Genomic DNA, 22,416 nt, shown 5'->3' with positions numbered 1-22,416 from the left:
CAAGCTGGCTGACCACGTCTGACGGGCTTTTCCTTACCCCCTCCGCTCCTCCACCCGCTGCTCAAAGTAGCCCAATACCTGCGCTGCTACCTCCGCCGGCACCGGAAAGGCCAACCGCGTGGCCTTGAACCGCAGTACCAGGTCGCCATAGCCCGGTATAGGCCCTGCTTCATACTGCACGGCCTCGGGCTGCCAAAGCAGCCGCGTGTTCCACTCCAGGCTGTACCACGGGCACGAAAACCCGAATGCGTATAACCGAAGCGTCCACACAGAATCGCCTGCTTTCCCCAGCCGCCAGCGCAACACCCAGCGGCCCACCACCCAGCTCACTGACACCACCCCGATCAGCAGTAGCGGAAACTCCAATGCGTCCAGCCACCAGAACACATTCATTTCCAGATTGTCTGTGAAGCGCAGGCCAAAGAGTGTCGTCAGCCCCAGTATCAGCATCAGTGCTGGCCGCTGAAACCGCTCCAGCAGCGTCGGATAGTGGCGCAGCTGCGTTTCCAGCATCATCCGTTGCGTCACCTGCCACTCCAGGAGCGGAGCGGCGGCTGCCACCCGAGCTTCCCACTTGCGGTGGGCGCGGTGCAGCAGGCCAGCCAGCAGCAGCAGCACGCCAAACAACGCCATCACGATGGGCATGCTTGTGGGCAATGTTCCTTTGGCATCGGGCCGCAGCAGTTCGGGCAGAAACGAGGCCAACAGCACCAGCGACACCACCGCCACCAGCAGCATCCGGTTCCGGCTCCGCTGGTACGGACTTGGATAGGCAACTTTCGTCATCGGCCGCAATATGCCCACTCCCCGCCATATATCCGCAGCACCTCAGCGCTGCCCACTCTCCTACTTCACCTCAGCGAAATATGCCTGCACTTCCTCGGCTTCTCCCACCGGCACCGGCAGATAGGTTACGCCTAGCAGCGTCCATATCCGCAGCAGCAGCCACCCTTCTTCTCTGTGGGCCTCCCAGCGCACCTTCAGCAGGGTGCTTCCACCCAGAAACTGCCACAGCAGCACCTTACCCGGCAGCAGCAGCCCAGCTTCGTATGCGCTTACGTGCACCATTACCCTACCCTGGGGCACATCGTTTACTCCGCTTTTCAGAATCCCGCTGCCCATGTGCCACAGCGCCCAGTTGAAGCCCCAAAGCAGCAACACCTGCTTTACTTCATGCCAGAAACGGAATTCCTCCCAGCCAGGCGTCTTCACCAGCACCCAACAGCCGTGTGCCACCACAAACAGCAGCAGCATAAACGCCTGCACGTGCAGCCTCTCCTGCCATTTCCACCGGCTGCTCTCCAGCGTGGCCCGGTACAGCGTGCTGGGCACCTCCCACGTCAGCACCGGCTTCTTCCGGATAACCAGAAACCGCCAGCTGTCGCCCGCAAAGAAGAAATACAGCCCACGCAGCAGGTGCACCACTGTCAGCATCAGCATCAACTCCAACAGCAGGCGCATCGGCCTCGTCAGATTTTCGATATCACTCAGCTGGAATGCCACCACCATTCCCATGCTCCCGACAACCATCCCAAGAAGAGACAGGATAAGACCTCGCCGGAACGGTGGCGGCATCGGTCTAATCCACTCATCGTAGAAATCCTCTCCATCCAAACGTATCTTCATATGGCAAACAGGCAGCTTTGCAGGAAAGACACGCATTTACCGCCGGGGCTGCCTGCCTCCTACTTCAGGTCAGCGAAATACGCCTGCACTTCCTCGGCCAGCGTGTGCGGCACTGGCACCGAGAAGTCGCCCTTTTCGAAGTTCAACTCCACCCGGCCATAGCCCTCGGCCACTCCGTCGGGGTGGTAGTCGGCGCTTTTCAATTCCACACTACCCAGCCCGTTCCACATAAAGGGCTTTCCGTCGTAGTCCATCCCGAAGTCGTACAGGCGTATCCGCTTGGGCGAACTGTCGGCCTGCGCCAGTTTGCGCTTCAGGTATATCACCCGCAGGCCCAATATGGCCAATATCAGCCCCAGTGCAAACAGCACCAGTGCGCCTATCAGCACCCACTCGTCCTGGGTCCAGGCTTCAGGCTCCAGTATGTCCATCCCTTCCTTGATCGCCAGTTTCACCACCACAAAGCCCGCCACCACCATCCACACCACCGGGTGTTTGAAGAAGGCCAGGTTGCGCCGCGTGTGGGCCAGTTGCTCCTGTAGCAGCAGGGTGCGCGGTACCGTCCACTCCAGCAGCACGGGTGCATCGGCGGTTTTGCGCTGCCACTTACGGTGCAGGAACTGAAACATCCCTGCCATGGCCCCGCCCATCAGTGCTGCGGTGCCGCCCAAAATCACAGCCACTACCATCACATCGGGGTCACTCAGCCACATCCACAGTGCCGACCCAATGAGCAGCACTCCCACTCCGACGTACAGCAGCCAAAGGCTGTAACTGCGCCATTGCGCGTAGTAGCTTGTCGGTTCAGTCATAAGGATACAGGGAAAGGGGTAATAGCGCGTGTCTGGCAAGATGCGCCTTCTCCGGCTGCCGCGCCAGCCCGCAACTGCGGTAAATCACGCGGGCCAGAAGGCATGAAAAACCCCTCTGGAAGCATCTCAGGCAGGGTAATTACTGGCGCAGGGCCCCCCTGGGTGGCGTCAGGAATGGGCTATATCACGCAGCAGGGCGTCTACTTCCGCTACTTTTTCGTTGGGCAGCTCCAGCAGTACTTCATGGTCAGGATTTTGGCTCAGGGTCAGGTTATCCTCCACATACAGCGCCAGTTCGTGGCTGTTGCTCCCCTTTATGGGTGTCAGCCGATAGCTGTCCAGCGTCAGTCCGCCCCACTTGCCCCAGTCCAGCACAAGCACCGGTGTCGACAACCCCTCGTGGGTCAGCACCACTGGCAGGCCCTCCGTACGCAACGAAGTACGCAACTGCTGGCGCGCAATCCGCATCACCACCACAACGCCGCCCAGCAGCAGCAGCGCCACCCATTCTGCTGCACGTGGCAGCGAAAACAATTGGTCCGGATGGTAGGGGTTTCTGCGATCCACCAATGACAGGACAACGCCCTTGCCATTGGTGATTACTTCTGCCACCAGCAGCAGTAGCAACAGTATGTAGATGTACCGCAGATAGCGATGGTAGAACGGCGCAGGCGAAATACGGCCAGGACCTTTCAGTTGCTCTGCGGCTTCAGGCGGCAGCACCCAGCTGACCGATTTTTTCCGCGAACCCTGCCCGCTCCATGCCAGCAGCCGATACGCCACCCGACAGATACTGGCCACCAGCACCAGCACCAGTATCCACGGCATGAGATAGATTGGAAAGAAGTCCGACCGGCTCAGCCGCGAAAGCCAGCTGGCATCCCACAGCCCAATTACAATCCCAAGTATTAACAGGAGGGTGATTAATACCCAGCGATAGTAAAACAACATGGCGGGAGAAAGCAGAAAATAAGCAAGCAGCCTCTACAAAGATTGCACCCGTTGCCGGCATATCAAGTCAGATTGCCACACAAACTGTCACTCCAATACCCGTTGCGCAGAAGAAAATCCCACCGGTGGTGAGGCAAGGGCACACCCACGCATTGTATCGCTACAGGAGTGCTTCCGCCTGAAATGCTTTAACCTCCGCCACCAGAGCCTCCTAAATCAATGCCCGAGCCCTGTATACCGTCACTGCCATCCCGCAGCCGCAGGCTGCCGCGCCAGCCCGCAACTGCGGTAGTTTCTCCCCCTTACGGTAACTTGCGCCCCACATGCGCCCCCTTCACATCGCCATTCTCGGCTGCCGCGGCATCCCCAACCGCTATGGCGGTTTCGAGCAGTTTGCCGAATACCTCTCCGTCGGCCTCGTGCAGCGGGGCCATCGTGTACGCGTCTACTCCAGCCACACCCACCCCTATCAGGAAACCACCTTCCAGGGCGTCGACATCGTCCATGCCACCGACCCCGAAGACCGCATCGGCACCGCCGGCCAGTTCCTCTACGACCTCAACTGCATCCGCCACCTCCGCCGCCACCCCGTAGACGTCGTCCTCCAGCTCGGCTATACCTCCAGCAGCATCTGGGGCTGGCTGCTGCCCCGCGTACCCGTCGTCACCAACATGGACGGCCTCGAGTGGAAGCGCAGCAAGTATTCCGCCCCCGTGCGCCGCTTCCTCTACTGGGCCGAAGCCCTCGGCGCCCGCTGGTCCGACGCCCTCGTCGCCGACTCCCTCGGCATTCAGCAGCACCTCCGCCAGCGCTTTGGCAAAGACAGCACCTACATCCCCTATGGCGCCGAGCCCTTCCAGCCCAGTCCTGCCGATGCCCCTGCCATCCTGCCCACCTACGGCCTACAGCCCCACGGCTACGACATGCTCATCGCCCGCCTCGAGCCCGAGAACAACCTCGAGATGGTACTCCGCGGCACCCTCGGCAGCACCAGCCAGCGCACCCTGCTCGTCATCGGCAAGCACGAAACCAAATTCGGCGAATACCTGAAGCAGCACTTCGCCCACGATCCGCGTGTCCGCTTCCTCGGCGCCATCTACGACCAGCACGCCCTCAACGTCCTCCGCTGGCACTGCAACCTCTATTTCCACGGCCACAGTGTGGGCGGCACCAACCCCTCGCTGCTGGAGGCCATGGCCAGCGGTGCGCTCATGGCGGCCCACCGCAACGTCTTCAACCAGACCATCCTCGGCTCCGAAGCCCACTACTTCGACACCCCCGCCGAGGTCACTGCCCTCCGCGACAGCCCCGGCCGCTCCGCCCCCGACGCCCCGCAGTGGATCGCCACCAACCTGCACCGCATCGCCACCCTCTACGCCCGCGACACCATCGTCGCCCAATACGAAGCCCTGCTCCTACAGGCCGCAACAAAAGGCGTTGTGCGGTAGGCTCACAAACCACACACAGGCACCCCGTTAAGAGTGCCTGTGCGTTGTCAGTTCGGCTGGGCAGGACTCACTTGCCGTCCCAGCGCAGGAACGTCACGGCGCTCAGACCCTCGCCGCCGTGGTACAGCCGCATCGTCGCCGCTTTGAAGTCGGCTTCCGTCGCGGTGTTGATGTTCAGAAACTGCTGCGGGTTGCGGTCCATCATCGGGAACCACGAGTTCTGCACCTGTATCATCAGCCGGTGGCCTTTCTTGAAGGTGTGGAACACGTCGTTCAGCGTGAACGTCACTTCCGTTACCTGCCCCGGCACAAACGGCTCGGGCTTCTCAAAGCTGTTGCGGAACTTGCCCCGCATCACCTCGCCGCGTATCAGCATCTGATAGCCGCCCATGCGCACGCCGGTGGGGTTGGGCTGGGGGTCGGGGGTGTTGTCGGGCAGCACGTCTATCACTTTCACCACCCAGTCGGCATCGGTGCCGGTGGTGGCTACGCGCAGGCGCACCTGTATGGGGCCAGCGGCGGTGAAGTCTTCGGCCAGCGGCTCGGTCTCAAACACCACCACATCGGGGCGGGTGGCGGCAAACCGCTGGTCGGCGGTCATGTAGGGGCGCTCCATGCCGGTGGTCATGGCGTTGTAGTAGGGCACGGGCTTGGCCGGATCGCTGATCCACTCCGTAAAGGCCGCGCCGCCCTCAGGCTGCTGCTCGGCTTTCAGCTGCCCCGCCGGATGAAAGTAGAACGTCACGGGCTGCGTTTCCTTCGGCGGCCACACCCCAAACCTGTGCCAGGTGTTGGTGCCCGTGCGGAACATCGTGGCCTCGGCCAGCGGGTCGGCGCCTTGCTGCTTCAGGTGGTGCCGGAAAAACGGCAGCAGCAGGCTGTCCTGATAAAACTCCGACGTATTGGCGCCGTAACGCATGTCGCCCAGATAGTCGCCCTGGCTGCGGGTCCAGCCGCCGTGTACCCACGGGCCAAACACCACTTTGTTATTGCCGCCGGGGCTGTTCTGCTCTGTGTGCTGATACACCTTCAGCGCGCCGTACAGGTTCTCGGCGTCAAACCAGCCGCCTACCGTCATCACCGCCGGACGGATGTTCTTCAGGTGCGGCCGCAGGTTGCGCACCTGCCAGAAGCTGTCGTACGTGTCGTGGGCCATGAGATCGGTCCAGGCCTGCACCTGCCCTTTCAGGTACTTCGCATCCAGGTTGCGCAGCGGGCCCGCTTGCAGGAAGAACTTATAGCCGTCGGGGGTGCCATGCCGGAACGGTGGATTACCGTTGGGCGTGGGCACCGGACGTGGCAGGCCAAAGCTGGCCAGGAAGTTGAACCCGTGCGGTAGCCACAGCGCTCCGTTCCGGTGAAAGTCGTCGCCGGTAAACCAGTCCACAATCGGGGCCTGCGGCGACACCGCCACCAGCGCCGGGTGCGCGTCTATCATCCCCGCCGCCGTGTAGAAGCCCGGATAGCTGATGCCCCACTGCCCCACGCGGCCATTGTTGTGCGCCACGTTCCGCACCAGCCACTCCACCGTGTCCCAGGTGTCGGTGCTCTCGTCTATCACCTTGGGGTCCTTCTTCTTCTTTTTCAGATCGTTTTTGCCGGCCACTGCCTGGTTGGGCGTCATGTTGATGTGTTCGCCCTCGCTCATGTAGCGGCCCCGTACGTCCTGCTGCACCAGAATGTAGCCCTCGCGCATCAGCTTGGTGCTCGGCATCAGGTTGGTCGGGTAGCCCGATCCCACACCCGGAAACACGTCGGTCCCATACGGGCGACAGCTGTAGGGCGTCCGCGTCATCAGCATCGGGTAGCGCTTCTCCGCCGAGGCATCTACAGGTGTGTAGATCGCCGTGTGCAGCTTCACCCCGTCGCGCATCGGCACCATCACCTCGCGCTTCACGTAGTGCGTCCGGAAGTACACTGAGTCTTCCCGACTGAATCCTACATATGTCTGCGCCTGCACCGCCGAAGTGCCTACACTCAGTAACAAAGCCAATCCCAGGCCACACCACCGCCACAGCCCCGGGCTGATGCGGCTTCCTACCTCTGTCTGTACGGGTTTGCTCATACCGCCAAACTCAGATTTTTTGCCGTGCAATCCCATTATTTGAACTCTTAATAATTGTTACCTACAGGTTTTCCGGTAATTTTAGGAAAACACCGATATTCAGAATGGCAGGCTTTTGGGAGCGCATCTCGTCCATCGGCATCGAACACGCCCAGGACGAACAGCACCGCAAGAAAATTCAGCTCGGCAACCAGCTTACGCTCACCATGAGTGTGGTGCCCCTGCTGTACATGATTCTGTTCCGCAACCATCCCGAGTTGCTCACCCTCACCGGAACCGTCTTCATCATCATTCTCAGTTGCCTGCTGTTTATGAAAATGGGCTACACCATTCTGGCCCGTTACCTGCTGGTGGCTTCGTCGTCGTCGTTCATCATGCTCGTCGTCTCCTTCATGACTGACGGCACCGACCTCCTCCAGCTCATCCCCGGCAAGCTGCTCCTCATGGCCCTCATCACCATTCCGGTGCTGCTGTTCGACCTCCGCGAGTCCGGCTGGATGGCCTTCGGCCTCATCACCCTCATCGCCAACTTCATCGGCCTCGACTTCCTCGCCCGCGCCACGCCAAACCTTGCACCCGACCTCGCCTCCAACATTCAGGTCCGCATCTACTTCGCCTCCATCATCGACATCTTCGTCCTTGTACTCGGCTTCCTTTACCTCGCACGCATCAACCAGCGGTCGGAGAGTAACCTCCGCTCCGCCTACGACGAAGTAACAGCTGGCAAGCAGGAACTCGAACAGGCCCTCAACGACATCAAGTCTACCCAGAGTCAGCTGATCCAGAGCGAGAAAATGGCAACTCTGGGCCAGCTTGTCGCTGGTGTGGCACACGAAATCAATACCCCGCTCGGCGCCATCAACGCCGCTTCTGCATCGCTTTCGCGGTCCATCCCCATCGTGATGCAGAACTACCCCGACTACTTCAACCGCCTCTCCGAACCCCTCCAGAAGCTTTACTTTCAGCTCCTTGAGCGCAGCCAGCAGCAGCGCCCGCCCCTTTCCTCCCGCGAGGAACGCCAGTTCAAGAAAGACATCACCGAAGCCCTCGAGCGCAACAACATCCCCGGCGCCTCCGAGCTCGCTGGCAACCTCGTCAAGTCAGGCATCTACGGCGACATCCAGGAGATGATCCCCTATCTCGCCGACCCCAACTGCGTTACTGTCTTCGAGATGGTATTCAATGCCGGCAAAATCCGGATGAATATCGACAACGTCATTCTCGCATCTTCCAAGATGCAGAAGATCGTCCTGTCGCTGAAGAACTACTCCCACCGCTCTGGCGACAAGCCCGAGCCCGTCGACGTCCGCGAGGAAATCGGCACTGTCCTCACCATCTACCACAACCAGCTCAAGCACGGCATCGAGGTCACCCGCAACTTTGAAAATGTACCCCCTGTCATGGGCTTCGGCGACCAGCTTACCCAGGTCTGGACCAACATCATCCAGAACGCCATTCAGGCCATGGAAGGCCACGGCCAGCTCACCATCGACCTCTCCCAGCAGGGCGAGTGGGTGGTGGTAGCCCTCAGCGACAGCGGCCCCGGCATCCCCGCCGACGTCCTGCCCCGCATCTTCGAGGCCTTCTTCACCACCAAGCCCAAGGGCCTAGGCACCGGTCTCGGCCTCGACATCTGCAAGAAGATCATCGAGCAGCATGGCGGCACCATTGAGGTCAGCAGCCAACCCGGCCGCACCACCTTCACCGTCAAGCTGCCCGCCGCCAAGGGCATGCAGGCCCGTCCTGCCCCCGCCATTGAGCAGGCATAAGGCCCTCTCCTTCCGTATACACCCCAAGGGCTGCCCACGCAGCCCTTTTCTGTTGCCCCTCCCCCACCCACGTCTCCCGACCCGTCGGGACTACTTTTGGCGGCGCGGAGCCGCCCTCCTCCCTCTGCGTCCTCAGCCCTACCCCCCTGCACGTCATCTCGAGCGCAGCGAAGAGATCTGCTTCCCCAAACCCCCGCCCTTCCTACCACTCCACGTACCACCAAGCCCCCGTTCCCACACCAACCACCCGCTTCCTTTCGTTACCTTTACGCCGCATAACTCCACAACCGACACATGCAAACTTCCACCAGCCCCTTGGCCACGGCCCAGCGCGACCCGCTCTTCGATGTCATCGAGCAGGAATTCCGCCGTCAGAACGAAGGCATCGAGATGATTGCCTCTGAAAACTTCGTGTCCAAGGCCGTAATGGAAGCCGCTGGTTCCTGCCTCACCAACAAGTACGCCGAAGGCCTGCCCGGCAAGCGCTACTACGGCGGCTGCCAGTTTGTAGACGTCGCCGAGCGTATGGCCATCGAGCGCGCCTGCCAGCTCTTCGGTGCCAAGTGGGCCAACGTACAGCCCCACTCTGGTGCCCAGGCCAACGCTGCTGTCATGCTAGGCGTCCTCAAACCCGGCGACACCATCCTCGGCTTCGACCTCGCCCACGGTGGCCACCTCACCCACGGCTCGCCGGTCAACTTCTCCGGCAAGCTCTACCGCGCCACCTTCTACGGTGTGGAAGCCGAAACCGGCCGCATCAACTACGACAAGGTCGAAGAGAAAGCCCTCGCCGAGAAGCCCAGGCTCATCATCTGCGGTGCCTCTGCCTACGCCCGCGAGTGGGATTACGCCCGCCTCCGCGCCATCGCCGACAAGGTAGGCGCCCTCCTCCTGGCCGACATCGCCCACCCCGCTGGCCTCATCGCCGCCGGCCTGCTCAACAGTCCCTTCCCCCATTGTCACATCGTCACCACCACCACCCACAAAACTCTCCGTGGGCCCCGTGGCGGCATGATTCTCATGGGCGAGGACTTCCCCAACCCTATGGGCGAGAAAACCCCCAAGGGCGAAATCAAGATGATGTCCAACGTGCTGGACATGGCCGTGTTCCCCGGCACACAGGGCGGCCCCCTCATGCACATCATCGCTGCCAAGGCCGTAGCCTTCGGCGAAGCCCTGCAACCCGAGTTCAAAGCTTACGCCAAGCAGGTGGTGGCCAATGCACAGGCCCTCGCCGGTGCCCTCATCGAGCGCGGCTACCAGATCATTTCTGGCGGCACCGACAACCACCTCATGCTCATTGACCTCCGCAACAAGAACATCACCGGAAAGGTCGCTGAGGCATCGCTCGTCAAGGCCGACATCACCGCCAACAAGAACATGGTGCCCTTCGACACCCAGAGCCCCTTCGTCACCAGCGGCATACGCCTCGGCACCGCCGCCATCACGTCGCGTGGCCTCAAGGAAGCCGAGATGCGCCAGATTGCCGCCTGGGTAGACCGTGTCATCCTCAACCCCGAAGACGAGGCCAACCTCGCTACCGTGGCTGCTGAGGTGCACGCCCTCATGAAAAACTACCCCCTCAACTACTGAGCCGCCGCGCCCGGTATTTGTTGACCCCGCATGTCTCAGTCAGCCCCGTCCGCCGATCTTATTGTACTCGGTGCCGGGGCTGCTGGCTGTTTTGCCGCCGCCAACGCCGCTGCCCATAACCCCGCAGCCCGCATTCTCCTGCTGGAGAAAACCGGCAAACCGCTGGCCAAGCTCCGCATCTCCGGTGGGGGCCGCTGCAACGTCACCCACAACTGCACCGACGTCGCGCGCCTCGTCTCCCACTATCCCCGTGGCGCCCGCGAGCTGCGCCAGGCATTTGCCCGCTTCGCCGTGCCCGACACCATCCGTTGGTTCGAGAGCCGCGGTGCCCGCCTCAAGACCGAGCCCGATGGCCGCATGTTCCCCGTCACCGACGACAGCGCCACCATTGCCGACACCCTCCTCCACGAGCTCCACCACCGCCGCGTAGAACTCCGCCTTCACACAGACGTCCGCGCCCTCTCCCCCACCGAATCCGGCTGGCGGCTCACCCTCGCCTCCGGCGACGTCCTCACTGCCCGCGCCGTCATCGTCGCCACCGGGGGCAGCCCCAAACTGGAGGGGCTTCAATGGCTCGCCCACCTCGGCCACACCCTCGTGCCCCCCGTCCCCTCGCTCTTCACCTTCAACCTGCCCGGCCAGCCCATCACCGCACTGCAAGGCGTAGCCCACCCCGACGTCGAGGTCTCCATCGTCGGCCAGAAGATCCAGGCGCGCGGCCCCGTCCTCATCACCCACTGGGGCCTCAGTGGCCCGGCCATTCTGCGCTGCTCGGCCTGGGGTGCCCGCGCCCTTGCCGACCTCAACTACCACTTCGACGTCCGCCTCCGCTGGCTCCCCGACGCCTCAGACGACGGCCTCCGAGCCCAGCTCGACCAGCATCGCACTACCCTCGCCACCCGACAGCTCACCACCCGCAATCCCTTCGGCCTGCCTCAGCGCCTCTGGGACTACCTCCTCTCCCGCGCCGCCATCCCCCACGACCTCCGCTGGGCCGACCTCCCCAACCCCAGCCGCAACCGTCTCCTGGAACTCCTCCTCCGCGACACCTACCCCGTCCGCGGCAAAACCACCTTCAAGGAAGAGTTCGTCACCGCAGGCGGTATCTCGCTCAAGGACGTCGATTTTACCACTATGCAGAGTCGCCGTGCACCCGGCCTCTTCTTCGCCGGTGAGGTGCTCGATATCGATGGCATCACCGGTGGCTTCAACTTCCAGGCCGCCTGGACCACCGGCTTCATCGCCGGCACCTCCGCCCTCCGCTAAATCTGGCTTGCTTCCCTCGTCTCTTTTTGGGATTTTTAGCTATGCGCTATCTACTGGCTCTGCTGCTCATTCTCCCTGTTGCTCTCAAAGGTCAACCTACCGACCCCACGGATTTCCTCCGTCTTCACTGGCAGCAGCAGTATTCCATCACCCAGCTCGATTCCCTGCTCCGACGCCAGCCCAACAACGCTGGCATTCAGTATGCCTTCCTCCACCGGCTGATCAACGCCAATCCTGACAGTGCGCAGAAGCTGGCCGATGCCTGGCCGGGAATTCGTCAGAACACCAGTTGGCGCGAAACCCTTCGGGCCATCGCTATCCCCCGTATGGAGGATGGGGCACGAAGACTGGCGCTATTGCAGAAAGCCGTAGCCGCTGACCCCACGGCCAGCAACCTCATTGGCTGGGTTTTCCTTGTCGAAGAACATGCCGCCACCGCCAATCAGGGCCGGTCCGACTCTCTCTGGCAGCGGCTCAGCAACCTTAACCCTGACCACCGGTTCGTACTCGGCGAGTATGCCGGCATCCTCCTGTACACCGCCCCAGAAGCACGCTTCCGCGCATTCATTGACAGTGCCATGCGCGTGGCCCCCACACCCATTGTGCGCGCCAGGCTCAATGCCCTCCTGCTTACCAACGCTACCCCTACCCCCCAGAACGACTCACTTGCCCTGGCACTCGTGCGCACAGCCCCGCATATGACGATGGTTCGCCTGCCCGTCTCCGACTACCTCGCCAAAAGCAATGTGCAAAAGGCAATCCAACTCCTTCAGGAGGGCATCCAGATCGATCCCCTTGAAGCGATGCTGCCCTTTTTCCAGGCGTTGTTCTACAGCTCTGTACAGGATTACAGGAACAGCGTGCCCCTTCTCGAAGCCTGCTGGCCTCGCATGAAGAATCGCATCTGCGCCGAAGCCCTGCTCTGGACCTACCTCACGACCAACTCCCCCAAGCTTGAGCCCTTTTTCCGCCAGAACGCAACTGCTTTTCCACGCTCCTCCCGTTTCGACCTCGTAGCCATACTGCTCGCCTATGCCTCAAAAGACCCCAAGGCCGAAACCTATCGCCAGCTCTTCCGGAAAACCTATCCGCCCTCTACTGCTGCCACCATGGACGAGATTGTAGAGGAATACCTCAAGTACAACCGCTGAACATCATTTTCAATTTTAATTGAAAATTGACTATACTTCGGTCAGCACCTCTTCTGTAACTACGATATGTCTCTCCAACAACGCTTCGGGGCCCTCCCGCAGACGCTCCAGAACCTACTCATCATACTCATCCCCTCGGTTGTGGGCTGGTTGTTGCTGGGCATCTCTTACTACCTCCAGCAAAATGCCCTTCTGGGCATCGAAAACGGCGTTTGGGTCTCGGCCAACTTCCTGCTCGTTCCTGTGATCATGGGCATTGTCAGTGCCTGGCTTGCCCGCCACAAGGCACAGAAACGTGCCGATCCACTCTTCTACAGCCTTGCCATTATCGGTATGGGTATCCTGGGTTGCGCCGTTATCCTGAAGGAAGGGGCCATTTGCCTGCTCATCGTCTCCCCCCTGATCCTCATCTTTGTTCTGGCGGGCTTCTACATAGGCCGCAGCCTTTTTCCTGCCGACAACAACCGCGCTCAGATTGCCGTAGCACTCTCTATCCTGATGCTCTTTGTAGGAGAGGCGGCCCTGCCACACCACCACGAAGCTGCCGTTGCCGACGAAATCGTCATCGCCGCTCCGCCTGAAGCTGTCTGGCCCCACGTCGTTGCTTTCGATTCCATTCCTGCACCTTCCGAGTTCTGGCTCTTCGATATCGGCCTGCCGCGCCCCATTGCCACCACGGTTTCGGCGCGCCAGCTCGGCGCAGACCGCCAGTGCATCTTCTCCAACGGCACCGTCTTCCATGAGAAGATGGTTGAGTACCGCCCCGCCCAGGTCCTCACCTTTGACATCATCTCCCAGCCTGCCGACCCCGAGCTCATTGGCCACCTCGTTCTGCAGAAAGGGCAGTTCCGCCTCATCCGCACACCCGAGGGCCACACCCGTCTCATCGGCACCAGCTGGTACGCTCTCAAGGTCTTCCCCGCCTGGTACTTCGACGCCTGGGCACAGCCCATTGTCCGAAACGTACACTTCCGCGTCATGGAGCACATCCGCCGCCTCGCTGAGGCGCAGCCCACCGCCACCCGCTAACAGCCTACGCTGTTCAGTTTCCTTGCCAGACGCCGCACGTCCATTCCCGACGCCTGCGGTGCTCTGGCAATCTTCGTTGCCCTGCGCCCAGACCTCCGCAATCTCATTTGCTCCCTCTTTTTAGCCCATTGGTGCAGTAGACTCCCCCACGTGCGCCCCCTTCTTTTGGCCACCCTTCAACACAAAAAATTAAGTGCCCAAATTTTTAGTCATAGCTGCCTTCCACAGCAGATATTGGATAATCTGTTAATTATCAGAAAACAGGCGAGTAGTTCAAAACAGACATTAACTGTCCATTTTAAGTTACTACCGCCTTTTTGGTATTCCGAAAACGCATTTTCTCACCCAACTTTCAGAACCCGACGCGCGTTGTCCGCGTAACTCCAACAAACAGACAACACTACAAGACACGCATGACCCTGACCGATCCTGACAAGCGTGAAAACACAACTCTGCTTGCGCAGCTTGCGGCTGTTCTGCCGCAGTTGCCCGTAACTCTTACACCCGACGAGCTGGCACACATCGCCCAGTTTGAGCAGAGCCTACTCTTTCGGCACCTCCCGATGGCCATTGCCGTCATCGACCATGCACAGAACCGATTTCTGCATGTAGGCAAGGGCGCCCAGCAGATGCTCTCGTTCGCCCCCGAGTCACTCATCGCCATCGGCCCCAAAGGTTTTGCACAGCACATCTGTGCCGAAGACAGACCCGCCTTCTTCGATTGCCTTTCCGAGGCCATGCGCCAGTTTGTCTCTGTTGCCATGCCGCTGCGTGCGTCTGCCTGCGCTTCCTTTGTCTATCGTTTCACCCTGCCCGATGGCTCCCTCAAACCCATCATGCAGCAGACAATCCCTCTGCGCACCACCCCAGAGGGATATCTCCATCTCAACCTCTCGCTCGTATACGATCTTGCCGAACTGCCTCTCAAGGCATATGGCACCGCCTCCTTCCGCTACATCAACGATAGCGGCAAGGCTGTCATTCTGCCCCTCACTGCGGCCATCTCCGAAAGCACGCGTCTCTCTGAACGCGAACGTGCCATTCTTCTCCTCGTCATCGATGGCTACTCCAGTAAGCAGATTGCTCTCCGCCTCAGTCTCTCGCCACACACTGTCAACACTCACCGCAAGAACATCCTGCGGAAGTCTGGCGCCAACAACACCGCCGACCTCGTGCGCCGCGCAGTTCAGCTTGGCTGGGTCTGATACCTTGTGTATCTTACCTGAAATAGCCAGCCATTAATGGCGAACGCCAATCCTTACCTGTCCCCCGTCCGGGCCGCACGGGCGGCCTATGCCGAGCTCAGGCTGCGCCTCGGCGAAGACCTCATCCTTAACAGGCCCATCCTCTCCCAGGAAGAGCTTGATGCCGTTGCCCTGCTCGAAAACAGCCCCCTTGCTCGGCAGTTTCACCTCGGTATCATCGTTGCAGATTACGCCGCGCAGCGTTATCTCTTCGCGAGCCAGAGCATACAGCCCATTATCGGCTTCTCGCCTGTGCAGCTGATCCAGCTGCCCATCACCACTGTCGCCGAGCGCATCCACCCCGACGATCTACAGAAGCTCACACCCTGCATTCCGCAGGTGCTACACCTGCTTACGACCCTCTCCCCCACTGAGCTTCGCTCCTGCTCCTACACATACACCTTCCGCTTCGCCAAACCCGATGGCAACTATGTCCCTATTCTACAGCAGACCCTCCCATTGCGCTTGACACCCCAGGGTACTCTCCACCGCGACCTCGCAACACTCTACGACCTTTCTCTTACTCCCGTTCAGCAGGTGCCCTCTGCGCTCCTGCGCTACACCTCCGACGATGGCCGCGTCCATTCCCTTAACCTCCTTGACACTACCGAGTCCTTCTCCTCAGACCTATCCCCGCGTGAACGCGATGTCCTCGCCCTCATCCTTCAGGGCAATACCACTCTGCAGATAGCCGCACGCCTTGGCCTATCGCACCACACCATCAACACGCACCGCAAAAACATCCTGCAAAAAACTGGTGCCGCAAATGCCGCCGAACTCGTCCGCCTTGCCATCGCCAACGGCTGGGCCTGACTTCTCAGTTAACCATTTTGCTATTAGAGGCATACCAAATGGCAAAAACCTACCCCATCTGAGCCGAACTTGGCCCTCACTAAAAACGGGTAAAAACACAATTGTATACCTACTTAAATAATTGTTAATCAATGATATATAAAATGGTTAATCTACCGTAACCATTTTATGCATCCAGGGGACTCTTTATGGCCGTATGTGGGTTGTAGCAAGGAACAACCTTGCAGCTACTTCATCAACCGCGCCATGACTTCCCTTTCCAACTCGTTTGACAACTACACTCAGGAGGTGCTCTCCAGTGTATACCGTCGCGGCGACCGCTACATGAGCTGGCTCATTGGCTTCCATGCCCTGCTCTCGCTTTACCTCGCCACTTTCTACGACACCTGGCTCGTGTCGCTCTCTGTTGCTGCACTGGCCACCGCGCTTTTCTTCGGCAGTCGCGCCCTCGTCCCTGCCTCCCGTTTCACCCGAATGATGGCAGGCGTAACCCTCCAGATCTTCGTCATCCTGCATATCTACCAGCTCCACGGCTTAGCCGAGATGCACTTCTTCTACTTTACCGCCGTGTCGGCCATGGTATTCTATCAGGACTGGAAAGCCATTGTCCCAGGCGTCGCAGTTCTTGTGGCTCAGCACACAGCTTTTGCTGTCTTCACCAACATGGGGGTCCAGCTCTACTTTTTCGAAGAGTCCTACATCGGCTTCACCAAGCTGGCCTTCCACTTCGGCATAGCAGTTCTGCAGGCAGTGCTGGCGGGGATAATCGCCAACTACCTCTATCGCCGCACCCTCGAGCAGGCAGAAACCGCCCGCGACCTCGCCATCAAGCAGGAGGAAACCCAGCTGGCCAACGAACAGCTGGAACAGACGATCGCCCAGCGCACCTGGCAGCTACAGGATGCCCTCGCCGATGCCAATGCCCGACAGCAGGAATCTGAACAGCAGAATGTTCGCCTGCTCACTGTGCAGGCACAGATGCAGCAGCAGCAGAACGAACTCGAAGCCAAGCGTGAAGAGCTGGAGGCCAAGCGGCTGGAAGAATCCCGCATCGCGCACTTCTCCGAAATCCTCCGCTGGGACGAGTCGGACACCCTCGCCCGCTGGGGCGACCGTTTCCTCGACGAACTCGCCCGCGAGATAGATGCTCTTCAGGCATGTCTCTTTATCCGCGACGACCGCGAGGGCAACGCCTGGCTTCGCCCCATTGCTGGCTATGCAGCCGAAGAACAGTACCTCCAGCATAGCATTCGTTTTGGGGTAGGGCTCACCGGACAGGCTGCCCACAGCAACCAGCCCCTTTTCCTCAATGGCGTCACACAGGAAGCCCCCATTGGCAACGGCAACTCGCTCCAAGCGCCCGCCAATAGCACCCTCGCTCGTGTACAGGCACAGGGGCTCGCCATCTACCCACTGGCACACAACGGCAAGGTCGAAGGCGTGCTTGAGCTCACATTCCTCTCTGCGCCCTCACCTGCTACCCTCAGCTTCTTCCAGCGTCTGGCAGGAACCCTCGCTGCACATATCGTCACCGTACGCAGCCAGCAGGAACTGCTGCGCCTCTACGCCGAAACCCGCGAACGAGCCGAGATGCTTGCCGCGCAAGAAGAAGAGCTCCGTCAGAACCTTGAGGAACTCCATGCTACACAGGAGGAAATGAGACGAATCCAGCTGGATCTTGAGACTCGCATGCGCTATGCCGAGGACCATCAACAGCCCCTTTCCCCCCTGAATGGCGCAGAGATACTGGCACAACCCGTGCCTGGCATCACTGCCCGTCCCGAACCGGTGCTTTCATAAACGCCTTTTCAAACAAACGCCAGCCTGACCTCTTCCATGAAGTCAGGCTTTTTTATTCGCCGAAACCACTACACGACAACTCCTGTCGCTACCCCGCCTTCAGCCTGTCGTTAGCGTACAGGAAACCCCTCCTGCATCAGTGTAAATCCGCCCTTAAGATTTCACTTCAACATTCTTAACAGCCAAAAACAGGGTTCCCTGCTTTCCCTTCAGCACTTTTGTTGTTCCGACGAATATCTCGCCGCTGCTGCTTATGGGCCCCCTTCTACAATTGCCGCCAACTGCAAAAACTCCCCTTGAGCGCATACCTATCGAGTACTGCTCCCTCTGCCCCGACCAGCCCCTCACAGGGCTCTTCTGCAGCAACTGCGGCCAGAGCCACGAGCGCTCCCAGACCCTTTCGCAGTTCATCAGCAGTCATGCCCGCATTCCCTGCATGGCCTCCAGCGCCACCTTCTTCGGGACGCTTCGTCTTATGCTCTCCCGCACCGCGGGCCTTCATATCTACCAGTATGCCTTCGACCAGTCGCGCCGTCTCACAAAACCGCTCCTCTGGCTGGCCATCTGCTGGGGCACCTTCTTCCTCATCGCACACTACCTCTTCCCACAGTCCTTCTTCGCCAACTTTGAACAGCAGCTGCTCAAAGAACTGCCCCTGGCCAACCTCCTCACCAATACTGCGCCCAACACCCCTACCGGTCTGGCACTTTACTTTCAGGGCATTGACGGAGTAATTGTCCTGCTGGGAATAGCAGCTTTCACACTTGGTATCTTTTTGCTTAAAACCGCCATTCGGTGGCTTCCACTTGAGGTGCCCCCCAAACCTATTCGCTCTTATACCTTCGCCCAGCATCTCATCTACAGCATCTACCTCTGGGGAACGGCCCTCCTGATTGCTCTCCCTTTCCTACTCCTCGAATCGCTCTTCACCTGGGCTACCACCTCACCTGAATTTGGCGAGGCCCTGGCCCTCGCGCTCTACCTCTCCGCGCTCTACCTTTACTTCTGCCATACTCTCAGTGGCTTCTATGGCAGAGAATGGAGGGTCATGCCACACGCCCTCCTCCGCAACGTTTTTGTTTTCTCGGTGCTGGTTCTGCTCTTCACATGGCCTTTCGCAGTGATTGGGCTGATCGTGATGACCGCTCTGCTCCTCTGGCTTCTTGTTGCCGTCCTGACGCACAAAGCCAGCACTCTCCTGCGCATACTCCTACCTTAGTGCCCCGCTCTCTGGCACTTCTCCCTACCTTTGCCTCATGGCAAAGCGTTCCAACGAGTATCATATCGGGGCTGCACTCGACGCCTTTCTGGAAGAACGCGGCCTGCTCGAAGCCGCAATCGCACGCCGTGTTATCGCCAACTGGAAAACCGTAGTAGGCCCTGCCATCGCCGACCAGACCAATGCCGTCTGGTATCAAAACCGCGCCTTCCATCTTGAGCTCAAAACTCCCGCCTGGAAGCACGAACTGGCCTACACCAAGTCCAACCTCCTCAAACTCATCAACGACTACGCCGGCCGCACCCTCGCCGACGACATCGTGTTAAAGTAAAACCCCTGCTTGTATCAAAGCAGGGGTTTATGACTTACGCCAGCGCCTTCTCGCCGTACTGCATTCGGTACAGCTTGTAGTACAGCCCTTTGAGGCCCAGCAGTTCGCGGTGGTTGCCGCGCTCCATTACCTCGCCGCGGTGCATCACCAGTATCTGGTCGGCTTTCTGGATGGTACTCAGGCGGTGCGCAATGATGATGCTCGTGCGCCCGGCCATCACCCGGCCTATCGCCGCCTGTATCAGTTCTTCGGTCTCGGTGTCGATGTTGGCGGTGGCTTCGTCCAGCAGCAGCACTCGGGGGTCATATACCAGCACACGTACAAAGCTGAGCAGCTGGCGCTGGCCCGCCGACAGTGTGGCCCCACGCTCGCCCACACGGTAGTCGTAGCCGCCCGGCAGCCGCTCGATAAATTCATGAGCGCCCACCAGTTTGGCCGCCTCCTGCACCTTCTCCAGCGGTATCTGGTCGTTGAACAGCGTGATGTTCTCCCGGATTGTGCCCGAGAACAGGAACACATCCTGCAACACCAGGCCCATGCCACTGCGCAGGGCATCCAGCGTATAGGCCTTGGCATCCTCGCCGCCGACACGAATGGTGCCCCCCTGTATCTCGTACAGGCGCATCAGCACGTTGATGATCGACGACTTGCCCGCGCCCGTCGCCCCCACAATGGCCGTGGTAGTGCCCGGTGCCACCGTGAAGCTCACGCCCCGCAGTATCGGGTCGTTCTCGTTGTACGAAAACTCCACGCGGTCAAACTCTATGCTCGCCGGCCGTGCCTCCAGGTCTTTCAGCGTCAGGCCATTGGGCGTATCGGAAATGTGCTCTTCGGTGTCCAGTACCTTGAAGATACGCTCGGCGCTCACCAGGCCCATCTGTAGCGTGTTGAACTGGTCGGCCAGCATCCGGATGGGACGGAAGAACATCTGTATGTACATCAGGAACGACACCAGCACCCCGAAGGTCACACGGCCGTCAAGCACCCCACGCGCCCCGTACCACACCAGCAGGGCCAGGGCCAGCGCCGATATCACCTCCACCACCGGGAAGAAGATGCTGTAATACTTCACAGCCTTCAGGTTGGCGTCGCGGTGGTCGGCATTGATGGCCCGGAAACGCTTCATCTCTTCTTCCTCGCGGTTGAAAATCTGCGTCACCAGCATGCCCGTGATGTGCTCCTGCAGAAAGGCGTTGAGGCGGGCCACATGGCGACGCACCAGTTCAAAGGCCGTTTTCACCTTCACCCGGAAGATGGCCGTGGCCAGCAGAATCAGCGGCAGGATGGACAGCACCACCAGCGTCAGCCGCCAGTCTACCCACAGCATGATGGTGAGGATGGTGACCAGTTGCAGCAGTTCGCCCGCGATGGTCACCAGCCCTTCCGAGAACACCGAGTTCAGCGTCTGGATGTCCGAGATGGTGCGCGTTTGCAGCGTACCAATGGCGTTGCGGTCGAAATACTTCATCCGCAGGCTCATCAGGTGCTCGAAGATGCGTTTGCGCAGGTCGTTCATCACGGCTTGGCCCAGCCAGTTGGTAATCCAGGTCTGGTAATACTGCACCACGGTCTGGATGACGATCAGCCCCACAATCATCAGCGTCCAGAAGCGCAGGCCGCCTACGTCGCCCACGGCCAGGGGGTTGTCCAGCACATACTGGAACAGATAGGGCGCAAGGGGCCGCAGCAGGCTGGCACCTACGGTCAGCACCAGCGCCCCGATGAACACCGACCGATACGGCTTCAGCAGACTGGTAGTCCGGCGCAGCAGACTGGTTTTGCTGGGGGCAGGCGGTTGCGCCGCCTTGGAGGTGAGGGTTACAGGTGCGTCCACGGCCATACTAACGCAACTTACGCCCAATCCCGCTCACCACACTCAAACATTTTGTGAAGGGCACCTTTACTCTGCGTAGCGATACTCCAGCCCCAGCTGCTGGCCGATTCCCGTCAGCAGGTATGACTGGGTTGTACCCGCCCAAAAGTAGTCCCGATGCATCGGGAGACATGGAGCAAATATGCTCCTCAGCCCCCCACCTTCAGCTCGCCAGAGGGCTTGGCGCGGTAGAGCATTGTGGAGCGGCGGGTGCTGCCCGCTGTGACGTTGACGATGGCGCGCTGGTCGTCGTACACCTCCTGAATGAACGTGCAGAGCAGTTCCAGCGTCACGGGCGGCTTGTCCAGCCTGGCTTCCTCGTACACCCAGATGGACTCGCGGTCGGCCTCGCGGCCTATCCAAGAGCGCTGGGGCGTCTGACCGTCGGCCTTCAGTCCAAAATGCACCTGCACGTACAGGCGGATAAGGCTGTCGGCTTTGGGGTGCTCGCGTGGGGTGGTGAGGCGCAGAGGGCCCAACTGTGGCGCCATGCGGCTGAGGGCAATCTCCAGGTCGTCGATGAAGAGGCGGTGCGTGATTTCCAGCGACCGGCTCTGGGCGTTGTAGTCGATGTCGGTGATGCTGAGGTGTATGGGATGGCGGCGCTGCGCCCCCAGAACACACACGAGGGCCAGCGCAAAGAGCGGCAGCAGAAAGCGCAGGCGGTGAGAAACAACAGGCATTCGTATCATTGCGGCCAGCCACAGGAGTGGCATGCGTGGCAAGATACAACCCGAAGACGGCCAAACTGCCACTGCATGGGCACCCTTCGATACCCCCATCTGTACAACCTCCTGACATGGACACTTTTCTGACTTATTTCCAGCTGGGGCTGGAGCACATTACCGACCTGGCCGGCTACGACCACATTCTGTTTGTGGCGGCCCTCTGCGCACTGTATCGCTTCAAACAATGGCGACCGCTGGTGTGGCTGGTAACGGCATTCACGGTAGGGCACTCGGTGGCGCTGGCGCTGTCGGTGCTGCGGGTGGTGAACGTAGACTCGGCGCTTATCGAGTTTCTTATTCCGGTTACCATCGCGGCCACCTGCGTATTCAACCTGCTGACACCAGGGCCGGAAAGTGCAGCGAACACCCGCAGTCGAACGTTAAAATATGTTATGGCTACGGTTTTCGGCATCGTTCACGGGCTGGGCTTTTCCAACTACCTGCGCGAGCTGCTGGGCCAACAGGCCACTATTGCCGCCGAGCTGCTCTCGTTCAACCTCGGACTGGAAGCCGGACAGTTGGCTGTTGTATTGGTCATTCTGGTGCTGGCTGCTATTTTTGATAGAACCGTACCGACGGGCCGGGTATCGTCCTGGCGCGCCTGGAACGTGTTGACCTCGGTTGTCATTGCCACCCTGGCTGTGCAGCTGATGATAGCGAAGTACCCTTTCTAATACCTGCCTACCCTTCCTTTCCCT

Annotated in this window: 19 protein-coding genes; 12 read left to right on the top strand and 7 right to left on the bottom strand. The window is 60.1% G+C overall.

The window, feature by feature from the left end:
* Positions 1-33: 33 nt before the first annotated feature.
* The 4 genes from AC2D8O_RS04785 to AC2D8O_RS04770 all read right to left on the bottom strand — a co-directional run bounded on the left by AC2D8O_RS04785 (position 34) and on the right by AC2D8O_RS04770 (position 3,389).
* Entirely contained in the window at positions 34-786 is a 753-nt protein-coding gene (locus tag AC2D8O_RS04785; RefSeq protein ID WP_484677655.1) for a hypothetical protein, read from the bottom strand.
* Positions 787-846: 60 nt separating this feature from the next.
* Complete coding sequence (locus tag AC2D8O_RS04780) at positions 847-1,626, bottom strand: hypothetical protein (protein ID WP_484677654.1); 780 nt, start codon at positions 1,624-1,626, stop codon at positions 847-849.
* 59 nt (positions 1,627-1,685) lie between these two features.
* A complete protein-coding gene (locus tag AC2D8O_RS04775; protein ID WP_484677653.1) occupies positions 1,686-2,438 on the bottom strand; it encodes a hypothetical protein in 753 nt (250 codons plus the stop codon).
* Positions 2,439-2,606: 168 nt separating this feature from the next.
* Complete coding sequence (locus AC2D8O_RS04770; RefSeq protein WP_484677652.1) at positions 2,607-3,389, bottom strand: hypothetical protein; 783 nt, start codon at positions 3,387-3,389, stop codon at positions 2,607-2,609.
* 323 nt (positions 3,390-3,712) lie between these two features.
* On the opposite strand from AC2D8O_RS04770, the gene AC2D8O_RS04765 reads away from it, so the two are divergent.
* Positions 3,713-4,837, top strand: coding sequence for a DUF1972 domain-containing protein (locus AC2D8O_RS04765; RefSeq protein WP_484677651.1), 1,125 nt, complete (start codon positions 3,713-3,715; stop codon positions 4,835-4,837).
* 67 nt (positions 4,838-4,904) lie between these two features.
* On the opposite strand, the gene AC2D8O_RS04760 is transcribed toward AC2D8O_RS04765, so the two are convergent.
* Positions 4,905-6,902 carry a CocE/NonD family hydrolase gene (locus tag AC2D8O_RS04760; protein ID WP_484677650.1) on the bottom strand — a complete coding sequence of 666 codons (1,998 nt, stop codon included), beginning with the start codon at positions 6,900-6,902 and terminating at the stop codon, positions 4,905-4,907.
* 104 nt (positions 6,903-7,006) lie between these two features.
* On the opposite strand from AC2D8O_RS04760, the gene AC2D8O_RS04755 reads away from it, so the two are divergent.
* The 10 genes from AC2D8O_RS04755 (at position 7,007) to AC2D8O_RS04710 (ending at position 19,117) form a co-directional block, all read left to right on the top strand.
* Positions 7,007-8,671: a sensor histidine kinase gene (locus AC2D8O_RS04755; protein ID WP_484677649.1), complete on the top strand. Its 1,665-nt coding sequence runs from the start codon at positions 7,007-7,009 to the stop codon at positions 8,669-8,671.
* Between the two features lie 294 nt (positions 8,672-8,965).
* Positions 8,966-10,264, top strand: coding sequence for a serine hydroxymethyltransferase (glyA, locus tag AC2D8O_RS04750; RefSeq protein ID WP_484677648.1), 1,299 nt, complete (start codon positions 8,966-8,968; stop codon positions 10,262-10,264).
* 30 nt (positions 10,265-10,294) lie between these two features.
* Entirely contained in the window at positions 10,295-11,530 is a 1,236-nt protein-coding gene (locus tag AC2D8O_RS04745) for a BaiN/RdsA family NAD(P)/FAD-dependent oxidoreductase (RefSeq protein WP_484677647.1), read from the top strand.
* Positions 11,531-11,571: 41 nt separating this feature from the next.
* Positions 11,572-12,681, top strand: a complete 1,110-nt coding sequence (locus tag AC2D8O_RS04740; protein ID WP_484677646.1) for a hypothetical protein — start codon at positions 11,572-11,574, stop codon at positions 12,679-12,681.
* Between the two features lie 66 nt (positions 12,682-12,747).
* The gene (locus tag AC2D8O_RS04735; protein WP_484677645.1) at positions 12,748-13,710 is read left to right on the top strand and encodes an SRPBCC family protein; all 963 of its coding nucleotides are present in this window, start codon (positions 12,748-12,750) and stop codon (positions 13,708-13,710) included.
* A 413-nt stretch (positions 13,711-14,123) separates the two neighbouring features.
* A complete protein-coding gene (locus tag AC2D8O_RS04730; RefSeq protein WP_484677644.1) occupies positions 14,124-14,915 on the top strand; it encodes a LuxR C-terminal-related transcriptional regulator in 792 nt (263 codons plus the stop codon).
* A 36-nt stretch (positions 14,916-14,951) separates the two neighbouring features.
* Positions 14,952-15,767, top strand: coding sequence for a LuxR C-terminal-related transcriptional regulator (locus tag AC2D8O_RS04725; RefSeq protein WP_484677643.1), 816 nt, complete (start codon positions 14,952-14,954; stop codon positions 15,765-15,767).
* 246 nt (positions 15,768-16,013) lie between these two features.
* Positions 16,014-17,567, top strand: a complete 1,554-nt coding sequence (locus AC2D8O_RS04720) for a GAF domain-containing protein (RefSeq protein ID WP_484677642.1) — start codon at positions 16,014-16,016, stop codon at positions 17,565-17,567.
* Between the two features lie 253 nt (positions 17,568-17,820).
* A complete protein-coding gene (locus AC2D8O_RS04715; protein WP_484677641.1) occupies positions 17,821-18,786 on the top strand; it encodes a hypothetical protein in 966 nt (321 codons plus the stop codon).
* Positions 18,787-18,823: 37 nt separating this feature from the next.
* A complete protein-coding gene (locus AC2D8O_RS04710; protein WP_484677640.1) occupies positions 18,824-19,117 on the top strand; it encodes a DciA family protein in 294 nt (97 codons plus the stop codon).
* 34 nt (positions 19,118-19,151) lie between these two features.
* On the opposite strand, the gene AC2D8O_RS04705 is transcribed toward AC2D8O_RS04710, so the two are convergent.
* Together AC2D8O_RS04705 and AC2D8O_RS04700 are read right to left on the bottom strand one after the other, a co-directional pair.
* Entirely contained in the window at positions 19,152-20,957 is a 1,806-nt protein-coding gene (locus AC2D8O_RS04705; protein ID WP_484677639.1) for an ABC transporter ATP-binding protein, read from the bottom strand.
* A 182-nt stretch (positions 20,958-21,139) separates the two neighbouring features.
* Positions 21,140-21,706 (bottom strand): DUF6702 family protein, encoded by a 567-nt coding sequence (locus AC2D8O_RS04700; RefSeq protein WP_484677638.1) that lies wholly within the window; start codon positions 21,704-21,706, stop codon positions 21,140-21,142.
* Positions 21,707-21,789: 83 nt separating this feature from the next.
* Between AC2D8O_RS04700 and AC2D8O_RS04695 the strand changes: the two genes are divergently transcribed.
* Positions 21,790-22,392, top strand: coding sequence for a HupE/UreJ family protein (locus AC2D8O_RS04695; RefSeq protein WP_484677637.1), 603 nt, complete (start codon positions 21,790-21,792; stop codon positions 22,390-22,392).
* Positions 22,393-22,416 lie beyond the last annotated feature (24 nt).

This window comes from Pontibacter sp. T17 (genome assembly GCF_057219875.1).
This window is presented reverse-complemented; position numbering and strand designations above follow the sequence as displayed.